The organism is Clostridium magnum DSM 2767 (assembly GCF_001623875.1).
Classification (GTDB): Bacteria; Bacillota; Clostridia; order Clostridiales; family Clostridiaceae; genus Clostridium_AM; species Clostridium_AM magnum.
Window position 1 is genome coordinate 576,148 of the sequence record NZ_LWAE01000002.1, and the last position, 18,459, is coordinate 594,606.

The 18,459-nt window shown below is 33.2% G+C and carries 16 protein-coding genes; 12 read left to right on the forward strand and 4 right to left on the reverse strand.

The genetic code is table 11. The features are described from left to right. The first annotated feature begins 24 nt into the window (after positions 1 to 24). Complete coding sequence (locus tag CLMAG_RS10170) at positions 25 to 456, forward strand: GNAT family N-acetyltransferase (RefSeq protein ID WP_066621709.1); 432 nt, start codon at positions 25 to 27, stop codon at positions 454 to 456. Positions 457 to 546: 90 nt separating this feature from the next. Continuing rightward, positions 547 to 1,464, forward strand: a complete 918-nt coding sequence (locus tag CLMAG_RS10175) for a DMT family transporter (protein WP_066623008.1) — start codon at positions 547 to 549, stop codon at positions 1,462 to 1,464. Positions 1,465 to 1,515: 51 nt separating this feature from the next. On the opposite strand, the gene CLMAG_RS34680 is transcribed toward CLMAG_RS10175, so the two are convergent. From CLMAG_RS34680 to CLMAG_RS10180, 3 genes are all read right to left on the reverse strand, one after another. Further along, positions 1,516 to 1,656 (reverse strand): polysaccharide deacetylase family protein, encoded by a 141-nt coding sequence (locus CLMAG_RS34680; protein ID WP_341420325.1) that lies wholly within the window; start codon positions 1,654 to 1,656, stop codon positions 1,516 to 1,518. Continuing rightward, positions 1,596 to 1,742, reverse strand: coding sequence for an EamA family transporter (locus CLMAG_RS34920; RefSeq protein ID WP_139264097.1), 147 nt, complete (start codon positions 1,740 to 1,742; stop codon positions 1,596 to 1,598). Before CLMAG_RS34920 ends, CLMAG_RS34680 begins: the two co-directional genes overlap by 61 nt. Positions 1,743 to 1,965: 223 nt before the next feature. Then, positions 1,966 to 2,877, reverse strand: coding sequence for a C40 family peptidase (locus CLMAG_RS10180; RefSeq protein WP_066621711.1), 912 nt, complete (start codon positions 2,875 to 2,877; stop codon positions 1,966 to 1,968). A 288-nt stretch (positions 2,878 to 3,165) separates the two neighbouring features. Between CLMAG_RS10180 and CLMAG_RS10185 the strand changes: the two genes are divergently transcribed. Further along, on the forward strand, positions 3,166 to 3,591 hold the full coding sequence (locus CLMAG_RS10185) for a DUF421 domain-containing protein (RefSeq protein WP_242872997.1): 426 nt from the start codon (positions 3,166 to 3,168) through the stop codon (positions 3,589 to 3,591). Positions 3,592 to 4,075: 484 nt separating this feature from the next. On the opposite strand, the gene CLMAG_RS10190 is transcribed toward CLMAG_RS10185, so the two are convergent. Next, positions 4,076 to 4,480 carry a GNAT family N-acetyltransferase gene (locus CLMAG_RS10190; RefSeq protein WP_341420312.1) on the reverse strand — a complete coding sequence of 135 codons (405 nt, stop codon included), beginning with the start codon at positions 4,478 to 4,480 and terminating at the stop codon, positions 4,076 to 4,078. Between the two features lie 412 nt (positions 4,481 to 4,892). On the opposite strand from CLMAG_RS10190, the gene CLMAG_RS10195 reads away from it, so the two are divergent. The 9 genes from CLMAG_RS10195 to CLMAG_RS10235 all read left to right on the forward strand — a co-directional run bounded on the left by CLMAG_RS10195 (position 4,893) and on the right by CLMAG_RS10235 (position 18,427). Beyond that, positions 4,893 to 5,732, forward strand: a complete 840-nt coding sequence (locus CLMAG_RS10195) for an undecaprenyl-diphosphate phosphatase (RefSeq protein WP_066621713.1) — start codon at positions 4,893 to 4,895, stop codon at positions 5,730 to 5,732. Positions 5,733 to 5,925: 193 nt separating this feature from the next. Further along, entirely contained in the window at positions 5,926 to 6,357 is a 432-nt protein-coding gene (locus CLMAG_RS10200; RefSeq protein WP_066621715.1) for a MarR family winged helix-turn-helix transcriptional regulator, read from the forward strand. Positions 6,358 to 6,411: 54 nt separating this feature from the next. Further along, positions 6,412 to 8,151 (forward strand): ABC transporter ATP-binding protein, encoded by a 1,740-nt coding sequence (locus CLMAG_RS10205; protein WP_066621720.1) that lies wholly within the window; start codon positions 6,412 to 6,414, stop codon positions 8,149 to 8,151. After that, positions 8,138 to 10,072 carry an ABC transporter ATP-binding protein gene (locus CLMAG_RS10210; protein ID WP_066621721.1) on the forward strand — a complete coding sequence of 645 codons (1,935 nt, stop codon included), beginning with the start codon at positions 8,138 to 8,140 and terminating at the stop codon, positions 10,070 to 10,072. Before CLMAG_RS10205 ends, CLMAG_RS10210 begins: the two co-directional genes overlap by 14 nt. A 370-nt stretch (positions 10,073 to 10,442) precedes the next feature. Further along, positions 10,443 to 11,009 carry a TetR/AcrR family transcriptional regulator gene (locus CLMAG_RS10215; RefSeq protein ID WP_066623009.1) on the forward strand — a complete coding sequence of 189 codons (567 nt, stop codon included), beginning with the start codon at positions 10,443 to 10,445 and terminating at the stop codon, positions 11,007 to 11,009. Between the two features lie 40 nt (positions 11,010 to 11,049). Continuing rightward, positions 11,050 to 11,403 carry a response regulator gene (locus tag CLMAG_RS10220; protein WP_066621725.1) on the forward strand — a complete coding sequence of 118 codons (354 nt, stop codon included), beginning with the start codon at positions 11,050 to 11,052 and terminating at the stop codon, positions 11,401 to 11,403. 29 nt (positions 11,404 to 11,432) lie between these two features. Then, entirely contained in the window at positions 11,433 to 11,858 is a 426-nt protein-coding gene (locus CLMAG_RS10225; protein WP_082831874.1) for a chemotaxis protein CheW, read from the forward strand. Between the two features lie 11 nt (positions 11,859 to 11,869). After that, positions 11,870 to 13,996, forward strand: a complete 2,127-nt coding sequence (locus CLMAG_RS10230) for a chemotaxis protein CheA (protein ID WP_082831875.1) — start codon at positions 11,870 to 11,872, stop codon at positions 13,994 to 13,996. Continuing rightward, entirely contained in the window at positions 13,997 to 18,427 is a 4,431-nt protein-coding gene (locus CLMAG_RS10235) for a methyl-accepting chemotaxis protein (RefSeq protein WP_066621729.1), read from the forward strand. The last annotated feature ends 32 nt before the right edge of the window (positions 18,428 to 18,459 follow it).

The window sequence follows — 18,459 nt, forward strand, 5'->3', positions numbered from 1 at the left end:
TATTGGTTTTGGGGGATGAGAAGTATGGAAATAACGTTAATGAAAATTGAAGATTATGATAAAGTATACCAATTATGGACAAATACAAAAGGAATGGGTATCCGCAGTTTAGATGATTCATTTGAGGGAATAGAAAGGTTTTTAAAAAGAAATCCTACCACAAATTATATTGCAAAGGTAGAAAATAAGATTGTAGGTGTAATATTATGTGGTCAGGATGGAAGAAGAGGATACATTTATCATACAGCAGTTAATACTGATTATCGTAAGAAGGGAATTGGAAAAGCTTTGGTAGATGCTGTGCTGAATGCTTTAAAAAAAGAAAAAATAAATAAAGTTGCACTGGTTGCATTTGCCTCAAACGATTTAGGAAATAAGTTTTGGAAATCACTTGGTTTTGTAAAACGAGATGATTTAATTTATAGAAACTTAAGTATTAATGAAAACAATATCTGATATTTTAAAGTGAAATTAGTCTTTGTTGTAGATAATTTTCATAGTAAAGTTTATTAAGAATAATTTAGAAGGAAAGTGAGTGGAAATATAGTGAAATTTCAACCAAGGGTAAAAGGCATAATGCTTGTAATTATAGGCTCCATGTTATGGGGAGTATCCGGCACTGTTGCTCAATACTTGTTTCAGAAAAAAGGATTTAGCCCAGAGTGGCTTGTTGTAATTCGTCTATTAGTGTCAGGAATAACTTTATTATTATATGCTTTCGCAAAGGGGAACCAAGATATATGGAAAGTGTGGAAGTTTAAACATAGTAGATTGAATCTTATATTTTTTAGTGTTATAGGAATGTTAGGTGTACAGTATACATATTTTGCTGCTATTAAATATGGAAATGCAGCAACAGCTACAATACTTCAATACTTATCGCCGGTAATTATTACTTGTTATTTAGCTATTCGTACTAAAAAAGTTCCAAGTTTACAAGAAATCGTAGCTATTGGATTAGCGATGGTAGGTACATTTTTTATTATTACAAAGGGTAATATTCATAGTATATCTATTTCGAAGTTAGCATTATTTTGGGGAATTAGTTCAGCATTTGCTGCGGCTTACTACACATTGCAGCCTCGTACCCTCCTTGCTAAATGGGGTTCTACACTTGTAGTTGGATGGGGGATGCTAATTGGTGGACTAGCTTTTAGCTTTATCCATCAGCCTTGGAATTTTACAGGTGAATGGTCTATTAATTCAATATTTGCTGTTATATTTGTAGTATTATTTGGAACCCTCATTGCTTTTCACTGTTATTTGGAAAGTTTAAAATATATACAACCAACAGAAACAAGTATCCTATCTTCTGTTGAACCTTTATCTGCTGCTTTTTTATCTGTATTATGGTTACATGTACCTTTAGGAATGTTGCAATGGTTAGGAACAGTATGCATTATAGTTACAGTTATAATTTTGTCCTTTGCAAAAAATAAAACTAAGGACAATCTCTATTTATAAGCTTTTATATTAAGCATCTTATCCAAGGTCACAATTTCGTAGCCATTTTCTTTAATTCCCTTTTACATTATTCTGTTTTAATATATCTAATATCTTAGGTGTGATTTTTCTGTCTGGCCCATAATCAAAAGTTAATTTTTTGTAAGCACTTCTCCTAATAGAATTATAGATAAAAAACAGCCAAATACTGATTCAAGGAATATTAGTATGGAAGTATCACTGTCCGAAGTATATTTTTGTGCAATATTTTGAACCCAAAATGCAATGGAGTATTGAATACTATAAGGTACAGAATTCCTATAACAGCGTGTTGATTTACAGTCCCAATATGTAGTTCAAATATTAATGCACCAATTAATGTTAAAAATCCTGCCAGTATAGAATTAGCAGCAGGTTTCTTTTTAGTTAAGATCCACGATATAAAGGGAACTAATATAGTGTAAGAAGCTATTAAAAATTATAGGGGGATAACCCCACCTGTAAATAGAAATAGCTAATACTTTAGCGAATAATCCTCCTTGCAGTCATATAGTTATTGTGCCAGAAGTATGTAGATATATCTGTAACTTTCACCACATCGCCGGCCTTGGGACTATGGATCATCTTCATGCCGCCAATATATAAGCCTACGTGAGAAATACGTCCATCTCCTGCAAGAGAAAAAAATACTAAATCTCCTGGCTGCAGACTATTTCTAGAAACCCATGTTCCTTGTTTTGCTTGATCTGCAGAAATACGGCTCAAGTTATAACCTACACTTTTAAATACATATTGAGTAAAACCAGAGCAGTCAAATCCACCTTCTTTTAATGATTCCCCACCCCAAACATAAGGTGTTCCTAATAAAGATTTTGCAGTAGAAATCAGGCTGTTAATTTTTTGAGTTCTGGTAGCTGTTGGAGTGGGTAATTGTAAATATGTTTTACTAACCCATCCAACTCTTCCATCAGATAATCGAATTTTATACCAGTTACCTGATTGACCAATTACTTTAACTACATTTCTTTGCCAAAGTTTATGGATAATTGAATAACTAGTAGATGGCCCTTTTCTTACATTAAGATTGCTAGCTGTTACCTTTCCTGTTGTATTCAAAGTGATAAATCCACCTGCTTGGGTAGTAGTTTGTTGAGCAGTATTTGAAGTAAGTCCTGATGCTTGCACTTGAGCATGAGCCATAAAGGGGATAGTACCTACTATCGCAGCACCAAGCATTAATTTTATTGAGTTAATTTTAGTGTTTGCAAAGTTTTCCGACATAAATTTTCTGATTTCATCATCAAAAGATAGAAGATTTTCTTTTAGGTCAGTCATTAATTCCTTAGCAAATTCAGGTGTTTCAGGGTCTAAATATATTATAACGGTATATCCATCATCATTTTTAACTAATCTATAATCTTTATACCAATTCATGAAATCCTCCTGTTGTTTTTCTATGTTAATATAGGGTTAAAATTTTAGTGTTCAAAACTCTATATGAATATATAATTTACAAGTTTATAAAGAATAAACCCTAAATTTAAAAACTAATTAAAGAATAAAATGTTTGGTGTAAGAGTTTATGAAAAATGCTCTTTGAAAATTAGGTAACAGGTTGCCTTAAATATAGGGTTTAATATAATCAAGTCTGATCTGAAAATTTCTTATGATAATTGGAAACACTAAAGCAATAAACGATATTGTTGAAGGAGCTGTATTTATATGCATTTGATTAAAGAACTTTTAATAGTAATCGGTAGAATAGTAACCATTTTACCGTTAATGTTAGTAATAACCCTATATATGGGTAAGCGTTCTATTGGTGAACTTCCTGTTTTTGATTTCTTAGTGATAATAATATTAGGTGCGGTAGTTGGAGCGGATATAGCGGACCCTGAAATTGAACATATACATACTGCAACAGCAATTATTCTAATTGGATTTTTCCAAAGAATAGTTTCAAAATTAAAGATAAAGTATAGAAAGTTTGGACATCTAATAACATTTGAACCTACAATTGTTATTCAATATGGGAAATTTATAGTACCCAACCTTACAAAGATACGTTATTCAATTGATAATATTTTTCAAATGCTAAGGGAAAAAGAAGTATTTGATATTAGTGATGTATACTATAATAGTAAATAAAATAGGACTGAATTAAATCAAGCCAGTCCTATTTTATTTATTGTTATAGTGGCCAACATGCACTATATTTTCTGTAATTAAACATAAGGATATATCTTTAAATTAACTTTAATATCAGCCTTCTCTATGTGTTTTTTTGATATGTTTACTTTCAGAATTATTTGATTTTCTTTCTTTTTCTTTTTGGATTCCAGGCGCAGAATTTTTTTGTTTACTCATAGCATTTTTCCTCCTAAAATAAGAATTAAATCATAGTATCACTTTACTATTTTGTTCAATATACGAATTATAATGCTATGAAATTGATAGCAAAAAGAAACAATGGTGTTTTCAATAGTTATCATTCTTTTTCTAACAAAGAATAGTATAACCTATCTATATATTTGTCATTTATATAGAAAGAATCCCTAAGAGTACCTTCATATTTAAAACCACATTTTTCAATGACTTTTTTTGATGCTATATTATCTTCTCTGTGACAAACTTATATTTTATGAAAATTAATGTTTTTAAAACCACATTGAATAATTACTTTTACTGTTTCAGTTATAAGACCTTTGTTTTGAAATTTACTGCCAATACAATATTCTATTTCACCAAAGTGATTTTTGTTATCTACAAGGAAAAAGGCTATTTGTCCAATACATTCATTCGTTTCTTTTAAAACAATGGCCCAACGATAGTAATCAGGCTTTTCATAAGAAGATATGTGCTTAGTTAAGAGCTCTGAGACTTCTTGTTTATTTGTGTAAGTAGGTTCACAATACATTGATTGTATTAAAGGGTCGCTAATCCAATACTTTAACATATCATCATCATCTGTATAAGGAAATTTTCTTAAAATCAACCTATCTGTTTCAATAGTTTCTGTTCCATTATGTTTAAGCATAATTATCCTCCCATTTTTACATTTATATAATCTTAAAGATAGGTTCGTGTATTTATCCTATATACGGAATTATATCATTAATTTAATATATATGTTTGTATGTGATTTGATTTAATACAAAGTATTAGTTAAATAATGCAAAATAAGTGTTATAATTTTATTTGTTAAGTAACAAACTTAGAGAATTACCAGGAAAAAAACTTAGTTAACTTATATAAATTAATAGTAAAAACTATTTACCATGTTAATATAATTTAGATTATAATATACTTAAGTTTTGTAACTATAGTAAAAGACTGTGAAAGGGGGAAGGAGTTCGATTTGGTTGCTATTAATAGCCATAATTGCTGTAACCGGATTTATAATAAGCATAATTTACTTTAGAAAACAAGATGCAAAGTAGGAGGAAGAGATGGATTTTTTAGAAATATTAAAAGCTATTATACTTGGTATTGTTGAGGGGATTACGGAGTGGCTCCCTATCAGCAGTACAGGACATATGATATTAGTAGATGAATTTTTAAAGCTTAATGTAAGCAGTGGGTTTAAGGAGATGTTCCTTGTTGTTATTCAGCTAGGAGCCATTCTTGCGGTAGTTGGTCTTTATTTTGACAAGCTAATACCTTTTTCCTTTAAGCGGGGCTTTTCAATAGAAAAGGATAAGATGTCCATGTGGTTTAAAATTATTGTTGCATGTATACCTGCTGCAATTGTTGGTGTTATATGGGATGATGAACTAAATGCACTTTTTTACAACTATCAGACTGTTTCAATTATGCTAATTTTATTTGGAATACTATTTATTCTAATTGAAAACTATAATAAGGGTAAGAGACCAAGGATAACAACTATCTCAGAAATAACTTATCAAACAGCATTAATTATTGGAATATTTCAGCTTGTAGCTGCTGTATTTCCAGGTACATCCCGTTCTGGCTCAACTATTCTAGGAGCGCTTTTAATAGGTGTTTCAAGAACCGTTGCAGCGGAATTTACATTCTTCCTTGCTGTACCTATAATGCTAGGGGCCAGTGTATTGAAAGTGTTCAAATTTGGTTTTAGTTTTACAGATTCAGAAATAGTGATATTGACAACTGGTATGATTGTTGCATTTGTTATGTCTATTGTAGCAATTAAATTTCTTGTGAATTATATTAAAAAGCATGATTTCAAGGTATTTGGCTGGTATAGGATAGTGCTAGGTGCAGTTGTTCTTTTATACTTCGCTATTAGAAATGTATTATTTCTATAACATCATTAGGTATAGTGATGCAACTTAGATTATTATGTGTTCTATTATAGAAGGACTATAAGTAGATTTTTTATTAATTAATCTGCTTATAGTTCTTTTTGGTCAACTGTAAAAGTGTTGTAAACTATTGACAAAATAATGTAATTTAAAATATAATTAGTTAGAAGTCTAACAAACTAGTGGAGGTGTAGAATTGGACGACAAGATACACATTGGTAAACAAATATTTACCTTTTGTAATAAACTTAATAGAAAAATTGGTAAGGAAGCTTCAAAATATGGGGTAACCAGTGTTCAAGGAAGGATTCTTGGATTTCTAAACCATAAATCTGATAAGAAAGATATTTTTCAAAAGGATATAGAGGAAGAACTTGATATTAGACGTTCATCAGTAACCAGTGTACTTCAGCTTATGGAGAAAAATGGTTATATTAAAAGGGTAAGTGTTTGTGAAGATGCTAGACTTAAGAAGATAGTAATTACAGACAAAGGTTTAGAAACTAATAAAAATGTATATAGTTCTATTCTTAAGATTGAAAAAATATTAAGAGATGAATTAAGTGATGAGGAAACAGGTATGTTTGTAAATTTAATTAATAGATTAGCTAAAAAAATTGAGGACTAAATTCAATTTTTTTTGAAATATTAGTTAGAAGCCTAACAAAAAGGAGGAATCTACATGGTGAAAAAAATAATAATTTATATAGGAGAATTTAAAAGAGACACTATTCTCACTCCAATATATGTTGGGTTAGAAGCAGTAATGGAGACAATCATTCCACTATTAATGGCATGGATCATTGATAATGGAGTAGGAAAAGGGAACATGAAATATGTATGTATTGTTGGGGGCGTAATGCTTATAACAGCCTTTTTGTCCCTTACTTTTGGTGTGCTGGGAGGTAAGCATGCAGCTAGAGCATCATCTGGTTTTGCTAGAAATTTAAGAAGAGGAATGTATTATAACATACAAAATTTTTCTTTTTCTAATATTGATAAATATTCTACTGCAGGACTTATAACAAGGCTTACTACAGATGTAACAAATGTTCAAAATGCATTTCAAATGATAATAAGAATGTTTGTAAGAGCACCGTTTATGCTGATTTTTGCTATGAGCATGTGTTTTTATATTAATGCAAAATTATCTCTAGTATTTTTGGGAGCAATAATTTTTCTTGGAATTGTATTGTACTTTATTATGACTAGTGCACATCCATATTTTATGGAGGTTTTTAAAAAATACGATGATTTAAATGCTAGTGTGCAAGAAAATTTGACTGGAATTCGAGCTGTAAAGGCTTATGTAAGAGAAGAATATGAAACAAATAAATTTTATAAGGCTTCTCAAACTCTATATAATTACTTTATAAAAGCAGAAAAACTAATTATAATTAATGGTCCTGCAATGCAGCTTGCAGTTTATACTTGTATTTTGCTTTTATCCTGGCTTGGAGCAAAGATGATTGTCTCAAATTCCTTGACAACTGGTGAACTAATGAGCTTATTTACTTATACAATGAATATATTAATGAGCCTTATGATGATGTCTATGGTGTTTGTAATGGTAATTATGTCAAAGTCATCTGTAGAAAGAATTACAGAAGTTTTAGATGAAAAAAGTGATTTGACAAATGGAGAAAATCCAATATATGAAGTAAAAGATGGATCTATAACCTTTAATAATGTCCACTTTAGTTATAGTAAAAATAAGGACAATCTAACTTTAGAAAATGCCAACATAAAAATTAATTCTGGTGAAACTATAGGCATTATTGGAGGAACTGGTAGTGCTAAATCTACTCTTGTTCAGCTTATTCCAAGATTATATGATGTAACAAGTGGAGCCGTAGAAGTTGGCGGAATTGATGTTAGAAAGTATGATATTGAAACTCTTAGAAATGAAGTTTCAATGGTATTACAAAAGAATGTATTATTCTCTGGAACCGTAAAAGAAAATCTAAGATGGGGAAATAAGAATGCTACGGATGAAGAGATAATTAATGCATGTAAGCAGGCTCAAGCAGATGAATTCATAGAAACTCTTCCAGATAAATATGATACCTTTATTGAACAAGGTGGAACTAATGTATCTGGAGGACAAAAACAAAGACTATGTATTGCAAGAGCTTTGCTTAAGAAGCCTAAAATACTGATTTTAGACGACTCCACTAGTGCAGTAGATACTAAAACCGACGCTCTTATTAGAAAGGCATTTAAAGAAATAATACCTGATACTACAAAAATTATTATTGCACAGCGTATTTCTTCAGTACAGGATGCAGATAGGATTATTGTATTAAATGATGGAAAAGTAGATGGCATTGGAACTCATGAAGAATTATTAAATTCAAATAATATATACCGTGAAGTTTATGAATCTCAAGTGAAAGGAGCTGATAATAATGAGTCAAAATAATGCTATTAAACCTAGAGTGATACATGGGCCAGGTGGACGCAGAGGTGGTCGTGGAAAAATGACAAAAGATTCTTTAAAGACCTTAAAAAGATTACTATCTTATGTGTTTAAGGAATACAAATTATTGTTTTTTATTGTATTAGTAACTATTATTATAAGTTCCCTTGCTAATGTTGTTGGTACATTATTTATAAGGAATTTAATTGATGATTATATTACACCGCTTTTAAATAAATCAGCAGCTGATTTTGGACCATTACTTAAAATGATAATTACTATGGCAGTTATCTACTATATTGGAGTTTTAGCAACATACGTATATAGTCGTGTTATGATTGTAATTTCTCAAGGATCCCTAAAAAAAATAAGAGATGATATGTTTTCACATATGCAAACTTTGCCTATTAAGTTCTTTGACACACATTCTCATGGAGATTTGATGAGTTTATACACAAATGATACAGATGCATTGAGACAAATGATTAGCCAAGGGATACCTCAACTATTATCAGCCATTATAACTGTTGTTAGTATATTTATCTCTATGATTTATCTAAGTTTACCATTAGCAGCAGTTGAAGTTTTGATTGTAATTTTGATGTTTTATGTTACCAAATCTATTGGTGCAAAAAGTGGAAAATATTTTGGTTTACAGCAAAAAGATCTAGGTGCATTAAATGGTTACATAGAAGAAATGATGGAAGGTCAAAAAGTTGTAAAAGTCTTTTGTCATGAAGAAGAGGCTAAGCTGGATTTTGATAAATTAAACAATATGCTTTGTGACAGTGTAAACAATGCAAACAAGTATGCTAATGTTTTAATGCCTATCATGGGTAATATTGGCTATATAAATTATGTATGTGTTGCTATTTTAGGTTCAATTCTTGCTATTGGAGGGTTTGGTGGTTTTACTCTTGGAGGAATTGCAGCATTTCTACAGTTAACAAGAACCTTTAGCCAGACAATAAATCAAATGGCTCAACAATTTAATTTTGTTATTATGGCTTTAGCAGGGGCAGAGCGTATCTTTAAGCTTCTTGATGAAAAGAAAGAATTAGATGAAGGATATGTAACTTTAGTTAATGCAAAGGAAAGTGAAAGTGGAGAATTGGTAGAGGTTAAGGAGTATACTGGAATATGGGCATGGAAACATCCTCATGAGGATGGCACAATTACCTATACAAAACTTTGTGGTGATGTAGTATTTGATGATGTGGATTTTGGTTATAATGACGACAAAATTATACTTCATAATATAAAGCTTTATGCAAAACCAGGACAAAAAGTAGCTTTTGTAGGTGCTACTGGTGCAGGAAAAACTACTATTACTAATTTAATTAATCGTTTTTATCAAATCCAGGATGGTAAAATAAGATACGATGGTATTAATATTAATAAGATTAAAATGGATGATTTAAGAAGGTCCCTTGGAATAGTACTTCAAGATACACACTTGTTTACTGGTACTGTAGCAGATAACATAAGGTATGGAAAATTGGATGCCAGTGATGAAGAAGTGGTTGCAGCAGCTAAGCTTGCAAATGCAGATGGATTTATAAGACATTTACCAGAGGGATATAAAACAATAATATCTGGTGATGGAGGTAGCCTATCACAGGGGCAAAGGCAATTATTGGCTATTGCCAGAGCGGCCATTGCTGATCCGCCAGTTTTAATATTGGATGAAGCGACCTCTAGTATAGATACAAGAACAGAAGCTATTGTTCAAGACGGAATGGATAAACTTATGAAAGGAAGAACAGTATTTGTAATTGCTCATAGACTTTCTACAGTTAAGAATTCTGATGTTATTATGGTGCTGGAACAAGGAAGTATTATTGAACGCGGAAATCATGATGAATTAATAAATCAGAAGGGCAAATATTATCAGCTTTATACTGGAGCTTTTGAATTATCATAGTAACCTCACATAATTTAAGTTTTTACTTTATATGAATAAATTATCAGAATATAATTCTTATAAAAAGGTTAATGTAATAACGTAGGGTATGTAACAGTTGAACTTAGATTATTGCATACTCTATTATAGAAGAACTGTAAGCAAATCTTCAATCACTTAGTTTGCTTACAGTTCTTTTTATTTGAGAATTTTATATTGCTAAGCAGTTAATTGTATTGGTATTACTAGATATTTATACAGTATTATCATTTATAGTAAATGTTTTAACGTTATTGTTTATTTATTGACAAAAGTATACAATTTTTTTATAATTAAATAAAGCGAGTGGTTACTCGAAAAAAGGTTAGGAGGAATTAAAGTGAACTCTTATATGAAAAGAAAAGAGAGGGTAATTCTTACAGCCATTGATATTATTAGCGATTTAGGATTTCAAGGACTAACAACTAAAGAAATATGTAGAAGGCAGGAAATCTCTGATGGGACTTTATACAAGCATTTTAGAAGTAAGGATGAGATTATTTTAGGTGTTTTAGATTATTATTCTAAGTTTGACAAAAGTATTAAAGATACAACCGAATTAAATAAGTTTTCTGCAAAAGAAAGTATTATCTTCTTTTTTAAGATGATATCAGAATACTATGAAAACTACCCATCTATATCTGCAATATCAAATAACTATGAGACACTACAGCATGAAGCTAATATATCTGAAAAAGCTAAAGAAATATTTCAATCACGGTCAAGACTTATAATCAGATACATAGAAAAAGCCAAAGAAAATGGGGAATTAAGAAGCGATATAGATAGTGAAGGATTTGCTGATATAATCCTAGGCGGAGTTAGAGAGACAATATTAAAATGGAGAATGTATAATTTTAATTTTTCTCTAAAAGAAAAAGTTATATCAAATATAGATATGCTCTTAAAAATGTGCTAAGAACTTAAAAAAAATTATATTTAACTTGGAGGGGGAAATTATGAAAAGGATTCTTGTAGTAGATGATGCTGCATTTATGAGGCTTTCTCTTAAAACAATATTACAGAGAAATGGATTTGAAGTGGTTGGAGAAGCATCAAATGGACTAGAGGCTATCAGTATGTATTCCGTTCTAAAACCAGATATTGTAACAATGGATATTACAATGCCGGAAATGGATGGAGTGGAGGCATTGACTGAGATTAAGAAGCAGGATCCGTCCGCAAAAGTTGTAATGATTTCTGCTTTAGGGCAGGAATCTTGGGTAAGAAGGGCTATAATGCTTGGAGCAAAAGGCTTTGTTGTAAAACCATATAAGGAAGAGTACGTAATTCAAACACTAAGTAAATTATAATTTTATATATGGGTTTGGAGGAAGAATCGATGAACGATTTGTTAGATATTCAATTTGTCGCCTATGAATTATCAAAGGAAAAGTATGCTTTAAAAGTTAGCGACGTTCATGAAATTATAAGAATGCAGCAAATTACACCAGTACATAATAGTAAGCAGTTTCTAGAAGGGGTTATTAACTTGAGAGGAAAAATTATTCCAGTGGTAAACCTTCATAAGAGATTTGATCTAGGAAATTATAAAGTTACTAAGTCTACAAGAATAATAGTAGTTGAAAGTAAAGGTGAAATGGTTGGAATAATTGTGGACAAAGTTAATCATGTTATAAAGTTTTCAGATACTCAGCCTCCTCCAGATATGGTTGCGGGAATTGATGGAGAGTATTTTGAAGGACTAGGCATCACTTCAGAAGGAGTTGTAAGTCTTTTAAAGATAGATGTGGTGCTTTATGAATAAGGAGGTGCAGTATGCCTGGAATGTACGAAGATTCTGAAATGATTGGAGCATTCTTAGATGAAGTGGAAGAACAACTCCAATTACTTGAACAAGGTATTTTGGATTTAGAGCAGAATGGTGAAACACCTAGCGTTATTCAAAAAATATTTCGAGCAGCGCATACACTTAAAGGTTCCTCAGCGGCAATTGGATATGACAAGATGACAAGTCTAACTCATGAGATGGAAAATGTGCTGGATAAAATCAGAAATAACTCTTTAAGTATAAATATAGCCATTATAAATATTCTTTTTAAGTGTTTAGACTGTTTAAGACTTTTAAAAGAAGGCTTTGGTGAAAATAAAAATGATACAAATATTGAAAACTCTGAATTAGTAGGAGAGCTTAAATTAATACTTACAAATCAGTTTGAGGACCAAACTCTTAAGTTACCTAAAGGTGACTCTAGTGAAAAAGATAATGAAGAATTAGCATTTATATTAAATGATGATGGTAAAAGTATTATGGAAAGCGCCCTCAAAGGCGGCCATAACTGCCTTGTATGTAAAGTAAAGCTGTCCGAAGACAGCTTTATGAAAGCAACAAGAGCTTGTCTTATACTAAGCGATTTGAATGAATTAGGAGATGTAATTACATCAGAACCTAATGTATTTCTTTTGCCAGATGATTCAAATGTGACTAAAATTAATTATTTGCTTATAACTAAAATGAATCCAGAGGCTTTAGAGTCAAAGGCTAGGGAGAGTTTTATGGATGTGGAAGAGGTTAAAGTAGCATCTTATAAGATTAAAGAGGTAGACAAAAAAGTAAACAAGGCTACAGAAACTTCTATAGAAATTAGTAGTAGTGACAAAAATAAAAAAGCCTCTCGAACAGTGAGGGTTGATATAGAACGACTAGAGGAAATGATGAATTTAGTAGGAGAAATGGTAATAGAGCAAACTAGAATTGCCCAGGTGGGAAACGTTCTCCATAGTAGGTATAGTAGTGATTCCACTATAGATGACCTGCTTGGGATATCCAATCACGTATCAAGAGTTGTCAGTGAACTTCAGGAAACTGTCATGAAAGCTCGTATGTTGCCAGTGCAGCAGTTATTCAATCGTTTTCCTAGGATGATACGAGATTTAAGTCAATCTTTAAATAAACAGATTGATTTAAATCTCGAAGGTGGAGACACAGAAATGGACAGAACCATAATTGAGGAGATAACAGACCCACTAATTCATATTATCAGAAATTCGGTGGATCATGGGATTGAGGAACCAGAGCTGCGAGAAAAAAGAGGTAAAGCCTTAAAAGGAACCCTTAAAATAAGAGCTTTTCATCAAGAAAACCATGTAATAATATCTATAGCAGATGATGGTTCAGGTTTGAATTTAGAAAAAATAAAGGATTCAGCTATAAGAAAAAAAGTGATAACACCTGAAAAAGCAGCTGCTTTGTCCCGCAGTGAAAATATTAATTTAATATTTGAAACTGGGCTGTCCACAACAGAAAATATTAGCGATGTCTCAGGAAGAGGCGTTGGAATGGACATTGTAAGAAGTCATATTGACAAATTAAATGGAATAATTGATGTGGAAACCGAAGAAGGTAAGGGAACTGCATTTACAATAAAATTGCCGTTAACTCTTGCAATTTTAACAGGCTTGTTAGTTAAGATTCACCAAGAGATTTACGCACTGCCAATGAGCAATATTGTGGAAATAGTTAGAATACCTGCAAGTGAAATATCATCTGTAAAAAAACAATCTGTTGTGGTTATAAGAGATAGAATACATCCTTTAATTTGGCTTCATGATTATTTTAAGCTTCCTAGGAAAAAAAGTACTAAGAATATATTTATTGTGGTCATTGGAGTTGCAGAAAAAAGATTTGGTATTGTTGTAGATAAGCTTATTGGAAACCAAGAAATAGTTGTTAAGCCTTTAGGTTCATATATTGGCAAGGTTGAAGGGGTATCGGGGGCCACAATACTAGGAGATGGAAGCGTAGCCTGTATTTTAGACGTAGTGGGGTTATCAAGAATGATCAGCAGTAAAATTGTAGAAGAAAATATCATTTTAAATATTGCAGAACATAACAATTTGGATGTGGAAAAAATCAAAAATAGCAAAACCTTTGGAGGGAATTAAATGGGAAACTTTAATAAAAATATGGCGTTAAAATTTATGAAAAGTTCAGGCTTATCTAATAAAATATATAGTGCATTCTCAACATCTAAAAAACTAAATGACAAACTAAAGGATTTATCCATCATAACTGAACAAGTTACAAAGGGCACTAGCGAGCAAGCAATAGCAGTGGAATCTACAAATTCAATGACAGGAGAGATTTCTAAATCCATAACTGGGGTAGTGAGAAATGCTGAGCAGTTAACAAACCTTGCTAAGGAATCCCAAAGCTCCTTGGAAGATATTGCAGCTTCAATTAAAGAAGTTGCAGGCAATAGTGAAAGTGTGGCAGGTTCTGTTGAAGAAATATCAGCATCAATTGAACAAATGGGTAAGTCTATCAAAGGTGTTGCAGGTAATAGTGAAAGTATGACTGGGTCTGCAGAAGAAGTTACAGCAGCAGTGCAGGAAATAGTAGCTTCAATACAACAGGTAGCAGGAAATAGTGATAGTGCTTCTAAATCAGTAGAAGAAATATCAGTAGCAATTGAAGAAATGGGTAAGTCAATAAAGGGGATAGCAGGCAATGCAGAAAGCTTAACAGCTTCAGCTAAAGAATCTACAGATGCAGTGCAGGAAATAGTGGCGTCCATTCAGCAGGTAGCAGGAAACAGTGAAAGTACTGCAAGTTCAGTAGAGCAGATATCAGCATCTATTGAAGAAATGGGGAAATCAATAAAGGATGTAGCAGGTAATGCGGAAGGTTTAAAAAATTCAACTGAAAATATGGCAAATACTATCCAATCAATGGTTGTTTCCATAGAACAAGTGGCAGGAAATAGCGAAAGTACTGCAAGCTCTGTAGAACAGATATCCGTTTCTATAGAACAAATGAGCAAATCTGTTAAAGGTGTAGCCGGAAATGCTGAAAGCTTAAAAGGCTCAGTAGAGGAAACCTCTTCAGCAGTACAAGAAGTAGTAGCGTCTATTCACCAAGTAACAGGTAATAGTGAAAGTACTGCAGGATCAGTAGAAGAAATATCAGTGGCTATAGATCAAATGGGAAAATCCATAAAGGGAGTAGCAGGCAATGCAGAAAGCTTAAAGGGTTCAGCAGAAGAAACTAGTGCAGCAGTACAAGAAATAGTAGCTTCTATAGAACAAGTGGCAGGAAACAGTGAAAGTACTGCAAGTTCCGTTGAACAAATATCTGCGGCAATAGAGCAGATGGGAAAGACTATTCAAGGAGTAGCCGGAAATGCAGAAAGTCTAAAAGGTTCAGCAGATGAATCAGCAGCAGCAGTACAGGAGATGGTAGCTTCTGTGCAGCAGGTAGCAGGAAACAGTGAAAGTACTGCAAGTTCAGTAGAGCAAATATCTTCTTCAATAGAACAAATGGGCAAATCCGTTAAAGGAGTAGCCGGAAATGCAGAAAGTCTAAAGGGTTCAGCAGATGAATCAGCAGCGGCTGTCCAGGAGATGGTAGCTTCTATTCAGCAGGTAGCAGGAAATAGTGAAAGTACTGCAAGTTCCGTAGAACAGATATCTTCCTCAATAGAGCAGATGGGAAAATCTATAAAGGGTGTAGCTGGAAATGCAGAAAGTCTAAAGGCTTCAGCAGATGAATCAGCAGCAGCAGTACAGGAGATGGTAGCTTCTGTGCAGCAGGTAGCAGGAAACAGTGAAAGTACTGCAAGTTCAGTAGAGCAGATATCTTCCTCAATAGAGCAGATGGGAAAATCCATAAGAGGAGTTGCAGGGAATGCAGAAAGTTTAAAAAGTTCAGCAGATGAATCAGCAGCGGCAGTGCAGGAGATAGTAGCTTCCATACAGCAGGTTGCGGGGAATAGTGAAAGCACTGCTAAATCTGTAGAAGAAATATCAGCTTCTATAGAAGAAATGGGTAAGTCTATTCAAGGAGTATCTAGTAATGCAGAGGAGTTACAGAAATCTTCCTCAGAAACTTTTAAAACTGTAGAAGATATGGCAGCTTCCATAAGTCAAGTTGCACAAAATGCCCAGAATGTAAATAAATTAAGTGAATTAGTACAGCAAGATGCGAAAAATGGACAAACGGCAGTATCTAATACTTTAGTTGCTATAAAAGAAATATCTGAAGTTATTCATAAGGCTGAAAATGTAATCACAAATCTAGGAAAGAGTTCGGATAAGATAGGAAGTATTATTGACGTTATAGATGATATCGCAGATCAGACAAATTTACTTGCATTAAATGCAGCTATTGAGGCAGCAAGGGCAGGAGAACATGGCAAAGGCTTTGCAGTGGTTGCAGATGAAGTTAGAAAACTGGCAGAGAGAAGTGCTACTGCAACAAAGGAAATATCTGAACTTATAAAAGGAATTCAGGTGGAAACAATCAACGCTATACAAGCTATTGCAGTTGGAACAGATAAGGTTGAGTATGGAACAAAGTTAAGTGATGAAGTTGGTAGAGTAATAAATAAAATAGTTGGAGGCATAGAGAGTGTAACAACTGAAATTAAAGAGATAACTACCGCTACGGAAAGTCAAAACAGAGGCAGCGTACAAATATTGGAAGCAATGAAGACAGTAACTAATCAGGCATCTATGGTTACTCAGGCTACAAAAGAGCAGGCTGTTGGTGTAGGGAATGTAATTAAAGGGGTAGAGAATGCAAAGGAGCAAGTTAGACAGATCAATATAGCAATGAATGAACAGGCAAAGCAAGGACAAAATATAGTTGCCGCGGTAGAGAATGTTACAAAGCAAGCTGCAGAGGTTACTCACGCCGCTAAGGAACAGGTAGTTGGAGTAGAGGAAGTAATAAAAGGTGTGGAAAATGCTAGACAACAGGTTAGACAAATAACTGTAGCTGTTAATGAACAAGCAAAGCAAGGGCAGGATATAGTTATGTCTGTAGAAAACGTAACAAAACAGGCAGCAGAAGTGACTCATGCAACTAAAGAGCAGGCTGCAGGAGTAGATGAAGTTATAAAAGGTGTAGGAAATTCAAGAGAGCAAGTTAGACAAATAACTGTAGCAGTTAAAGAACAGGCAAAGCAAGGACAGAGTATAGTTACTTCTGTAGAAAATGTAGTTAAGCAGAGCAATGAAGTTGCTGTTGCAGTAAAAGAACAGGCTGCAGGAATTGATGAAATAATAAAGGGTGTAGGAAATGCAAGGGATCAGGTAAGACAAATAACTGCAGCAGTTAAAGAACAAGCAAAACAGGGTCAAGAAATTGTTAAGTCTGTGGAAAATGTGACAAATCAGGCAGCACAGGTTACCTTAGCAACTAGGGAACAGGCTGCTGGAGTACAAGAAATAATTAAAGGGGTAGTAAATGCCAAGGAGCAGGTAAGACAAATAACTGTAGCAGTTAAGGAGCAGGCAAAACAGGGACAAAATATAGTAGAGGCAGTGGAAAACGTAACAGGTCAAGCAGCGCAGGTTACTAAGGTTACCGCAGAGCAAGTTATTGGAGTAGAAGAAATAATTAAAGGTGTAGTAAATGCTAGAGAACAGGTAAGACAGATAACTGTAGCAGTTAAAGAACAAGCAAAACAAGGACAAAACATAGTAGATGCAGTGAAAAATGCAACAGAACAGGCAGTACAGGTAACTCAGGCTGCAAAAGAACAGGCATCAGGTGTTGAGGAAGTTGTTAAGGGAGTAGTAAATGCAAGAGAACAGGTTAAACAAATTACTGAGGCTATGGTTTCTCAAGCAGAACAAGGAAAGTCCATTGTTAAGTTAGTAGGAGATGTAACAAGTCAAAGTGCAGAAGTAGCTGTAGCGGTGAAAGAACAAGCTAGTGGAGTAGAGGAAGTAATAAAAGGTGTGGAAAACGCAAGAGAACAGGTAAGACAAATTACAGTAGCAGTTAAAGAGCAGGCAAAACAAGGTAAGGATATTGTAAAATCTGTTGAAAATGTAACAAATCAAGCGGAACAAGTTACAGCAGCGGTAAGAGAACAGGCAAAGGGTATTGAAGATGTTATTGAAGGAGTGGGAAACTCTAGAGAACAGGTAAGACAAATTGCTGCAGCGGTAAAAGAGCAGGCAAAACAAGGACAAGATATAGTAACGTCCATTGAAAATGTAACAAAGCAGTCAGTACAAGTAGCCCAGGCTGCAAAAGAGCAGGCAATAGGTGTAGAAGAAATAGTAAAAGGAGTAGGTAGATCCAGAGAAGATATTAAGCAAATAACTTGGGCTATGAAGGAACAAACTAAGAGTACTGATACAATTGTAAAAAATGTAAAAAATGTCACAGAGCAGGCGATCGAGGTTGCAGCAGCTACTAAGGTTCAGGCAGGGGAAGTAGAGCATTTGGTTAAGTATATTGCAGATATTAATCATGTGGTAAACTTAAACACTAAGGATGTGGAAAGAACTGCAACAGTAACAAAAGAAATTTCAGCATACTCTACGGAGATCAAGGAAACTCTAGAAGAGTTATCAGAATAGAAACAAATTAGTTGCTATACTGGGGAGATATT

Bases quoted from the DNA above. Each gene is read 5' to 3' on its own strand.
- CLMAG_RS10170 (WP_066621709.1), top strand. From the start codon at position 25: ATGGAAATAACGTTAATGAAAATTGAAGATTATGATAAAGTATACCAA.
- CLMAG_RS10180 (WP_066621711.1), bottom strand. From the start codon at position 2,877: ATGAATTGGTATAAAGATTATAGATTAGTTAAAAATGATGATGGATAT.
- CLMAG_RS10185 (WP_242872997.1), top strand. From the start codon at position 3,166: ATGCATTTGATTAAAGAACTTTTAATAGTAATCGGTAGAATAGTAACC.
- CLMAG_RS10190 (WP_341420312.1), bottom strand. From the start codon at position 4,480: ATGCTTAAACATAATGGAACAGAAACTATTGAAACAGATAGGTTGATT.
- CLMAG_RS10195 (WP_066621713.1), top strand. From the start codon at position 4,893: ATGGATTTTTTAGAAATATTAAAAGCTATTATACTTGGTATTGTTGAG.
- CLMAG_RS10205 (WP_066621720.1), top strand. From the start codon at position 6,412: ATGGTGAAAAAAATAATAATTTATATAGGAGAATTTAAAAGAGACACT.
- CLMAG_RS10210 (WP_066621721.1), top strand. From the start codon at position 8,138: ATGAGTCAAAATAATGCTATTAAACCTAGAGTGATACATGGGCCAGGT.
- CLMAG_RS10215 (WP_066623009.1), top strand. From the start codon at position 10,443: ATGAAAAGAAAAGAGAGGGTAATTCTTACAGCCATTGATATTATTAGC.
- CLMAG_RS10220 (WP_066621725.1), top strand. From the start codon at position 11,050: ATGAAAAGGATTCTTGTAGTAGATGATGCTGCATTTATGAGGCTTTCT.
- CLMAG_RS10225 (WP_082831874.1), top strand. From the start codon at position 11,433: ATGAACGATTTGTTAGATATTCAATTTGTCGCCTATGAATTATCAAAG.
- CLMAG_RS10230 (WP_082831875.1), top strand. From the start codon at position 11,870: ATGCCTGGAATGTACGAAGATTCTGAAATGATTGGAGCATTCTTAGAT.
- CLMAG_RS10235 (WP_066621729.1), top strand. From the start codon at position 13,997: ATGGGAAACTTTAATAAAAATATGGCGTTAAAATTTATGAAAAGTTCA.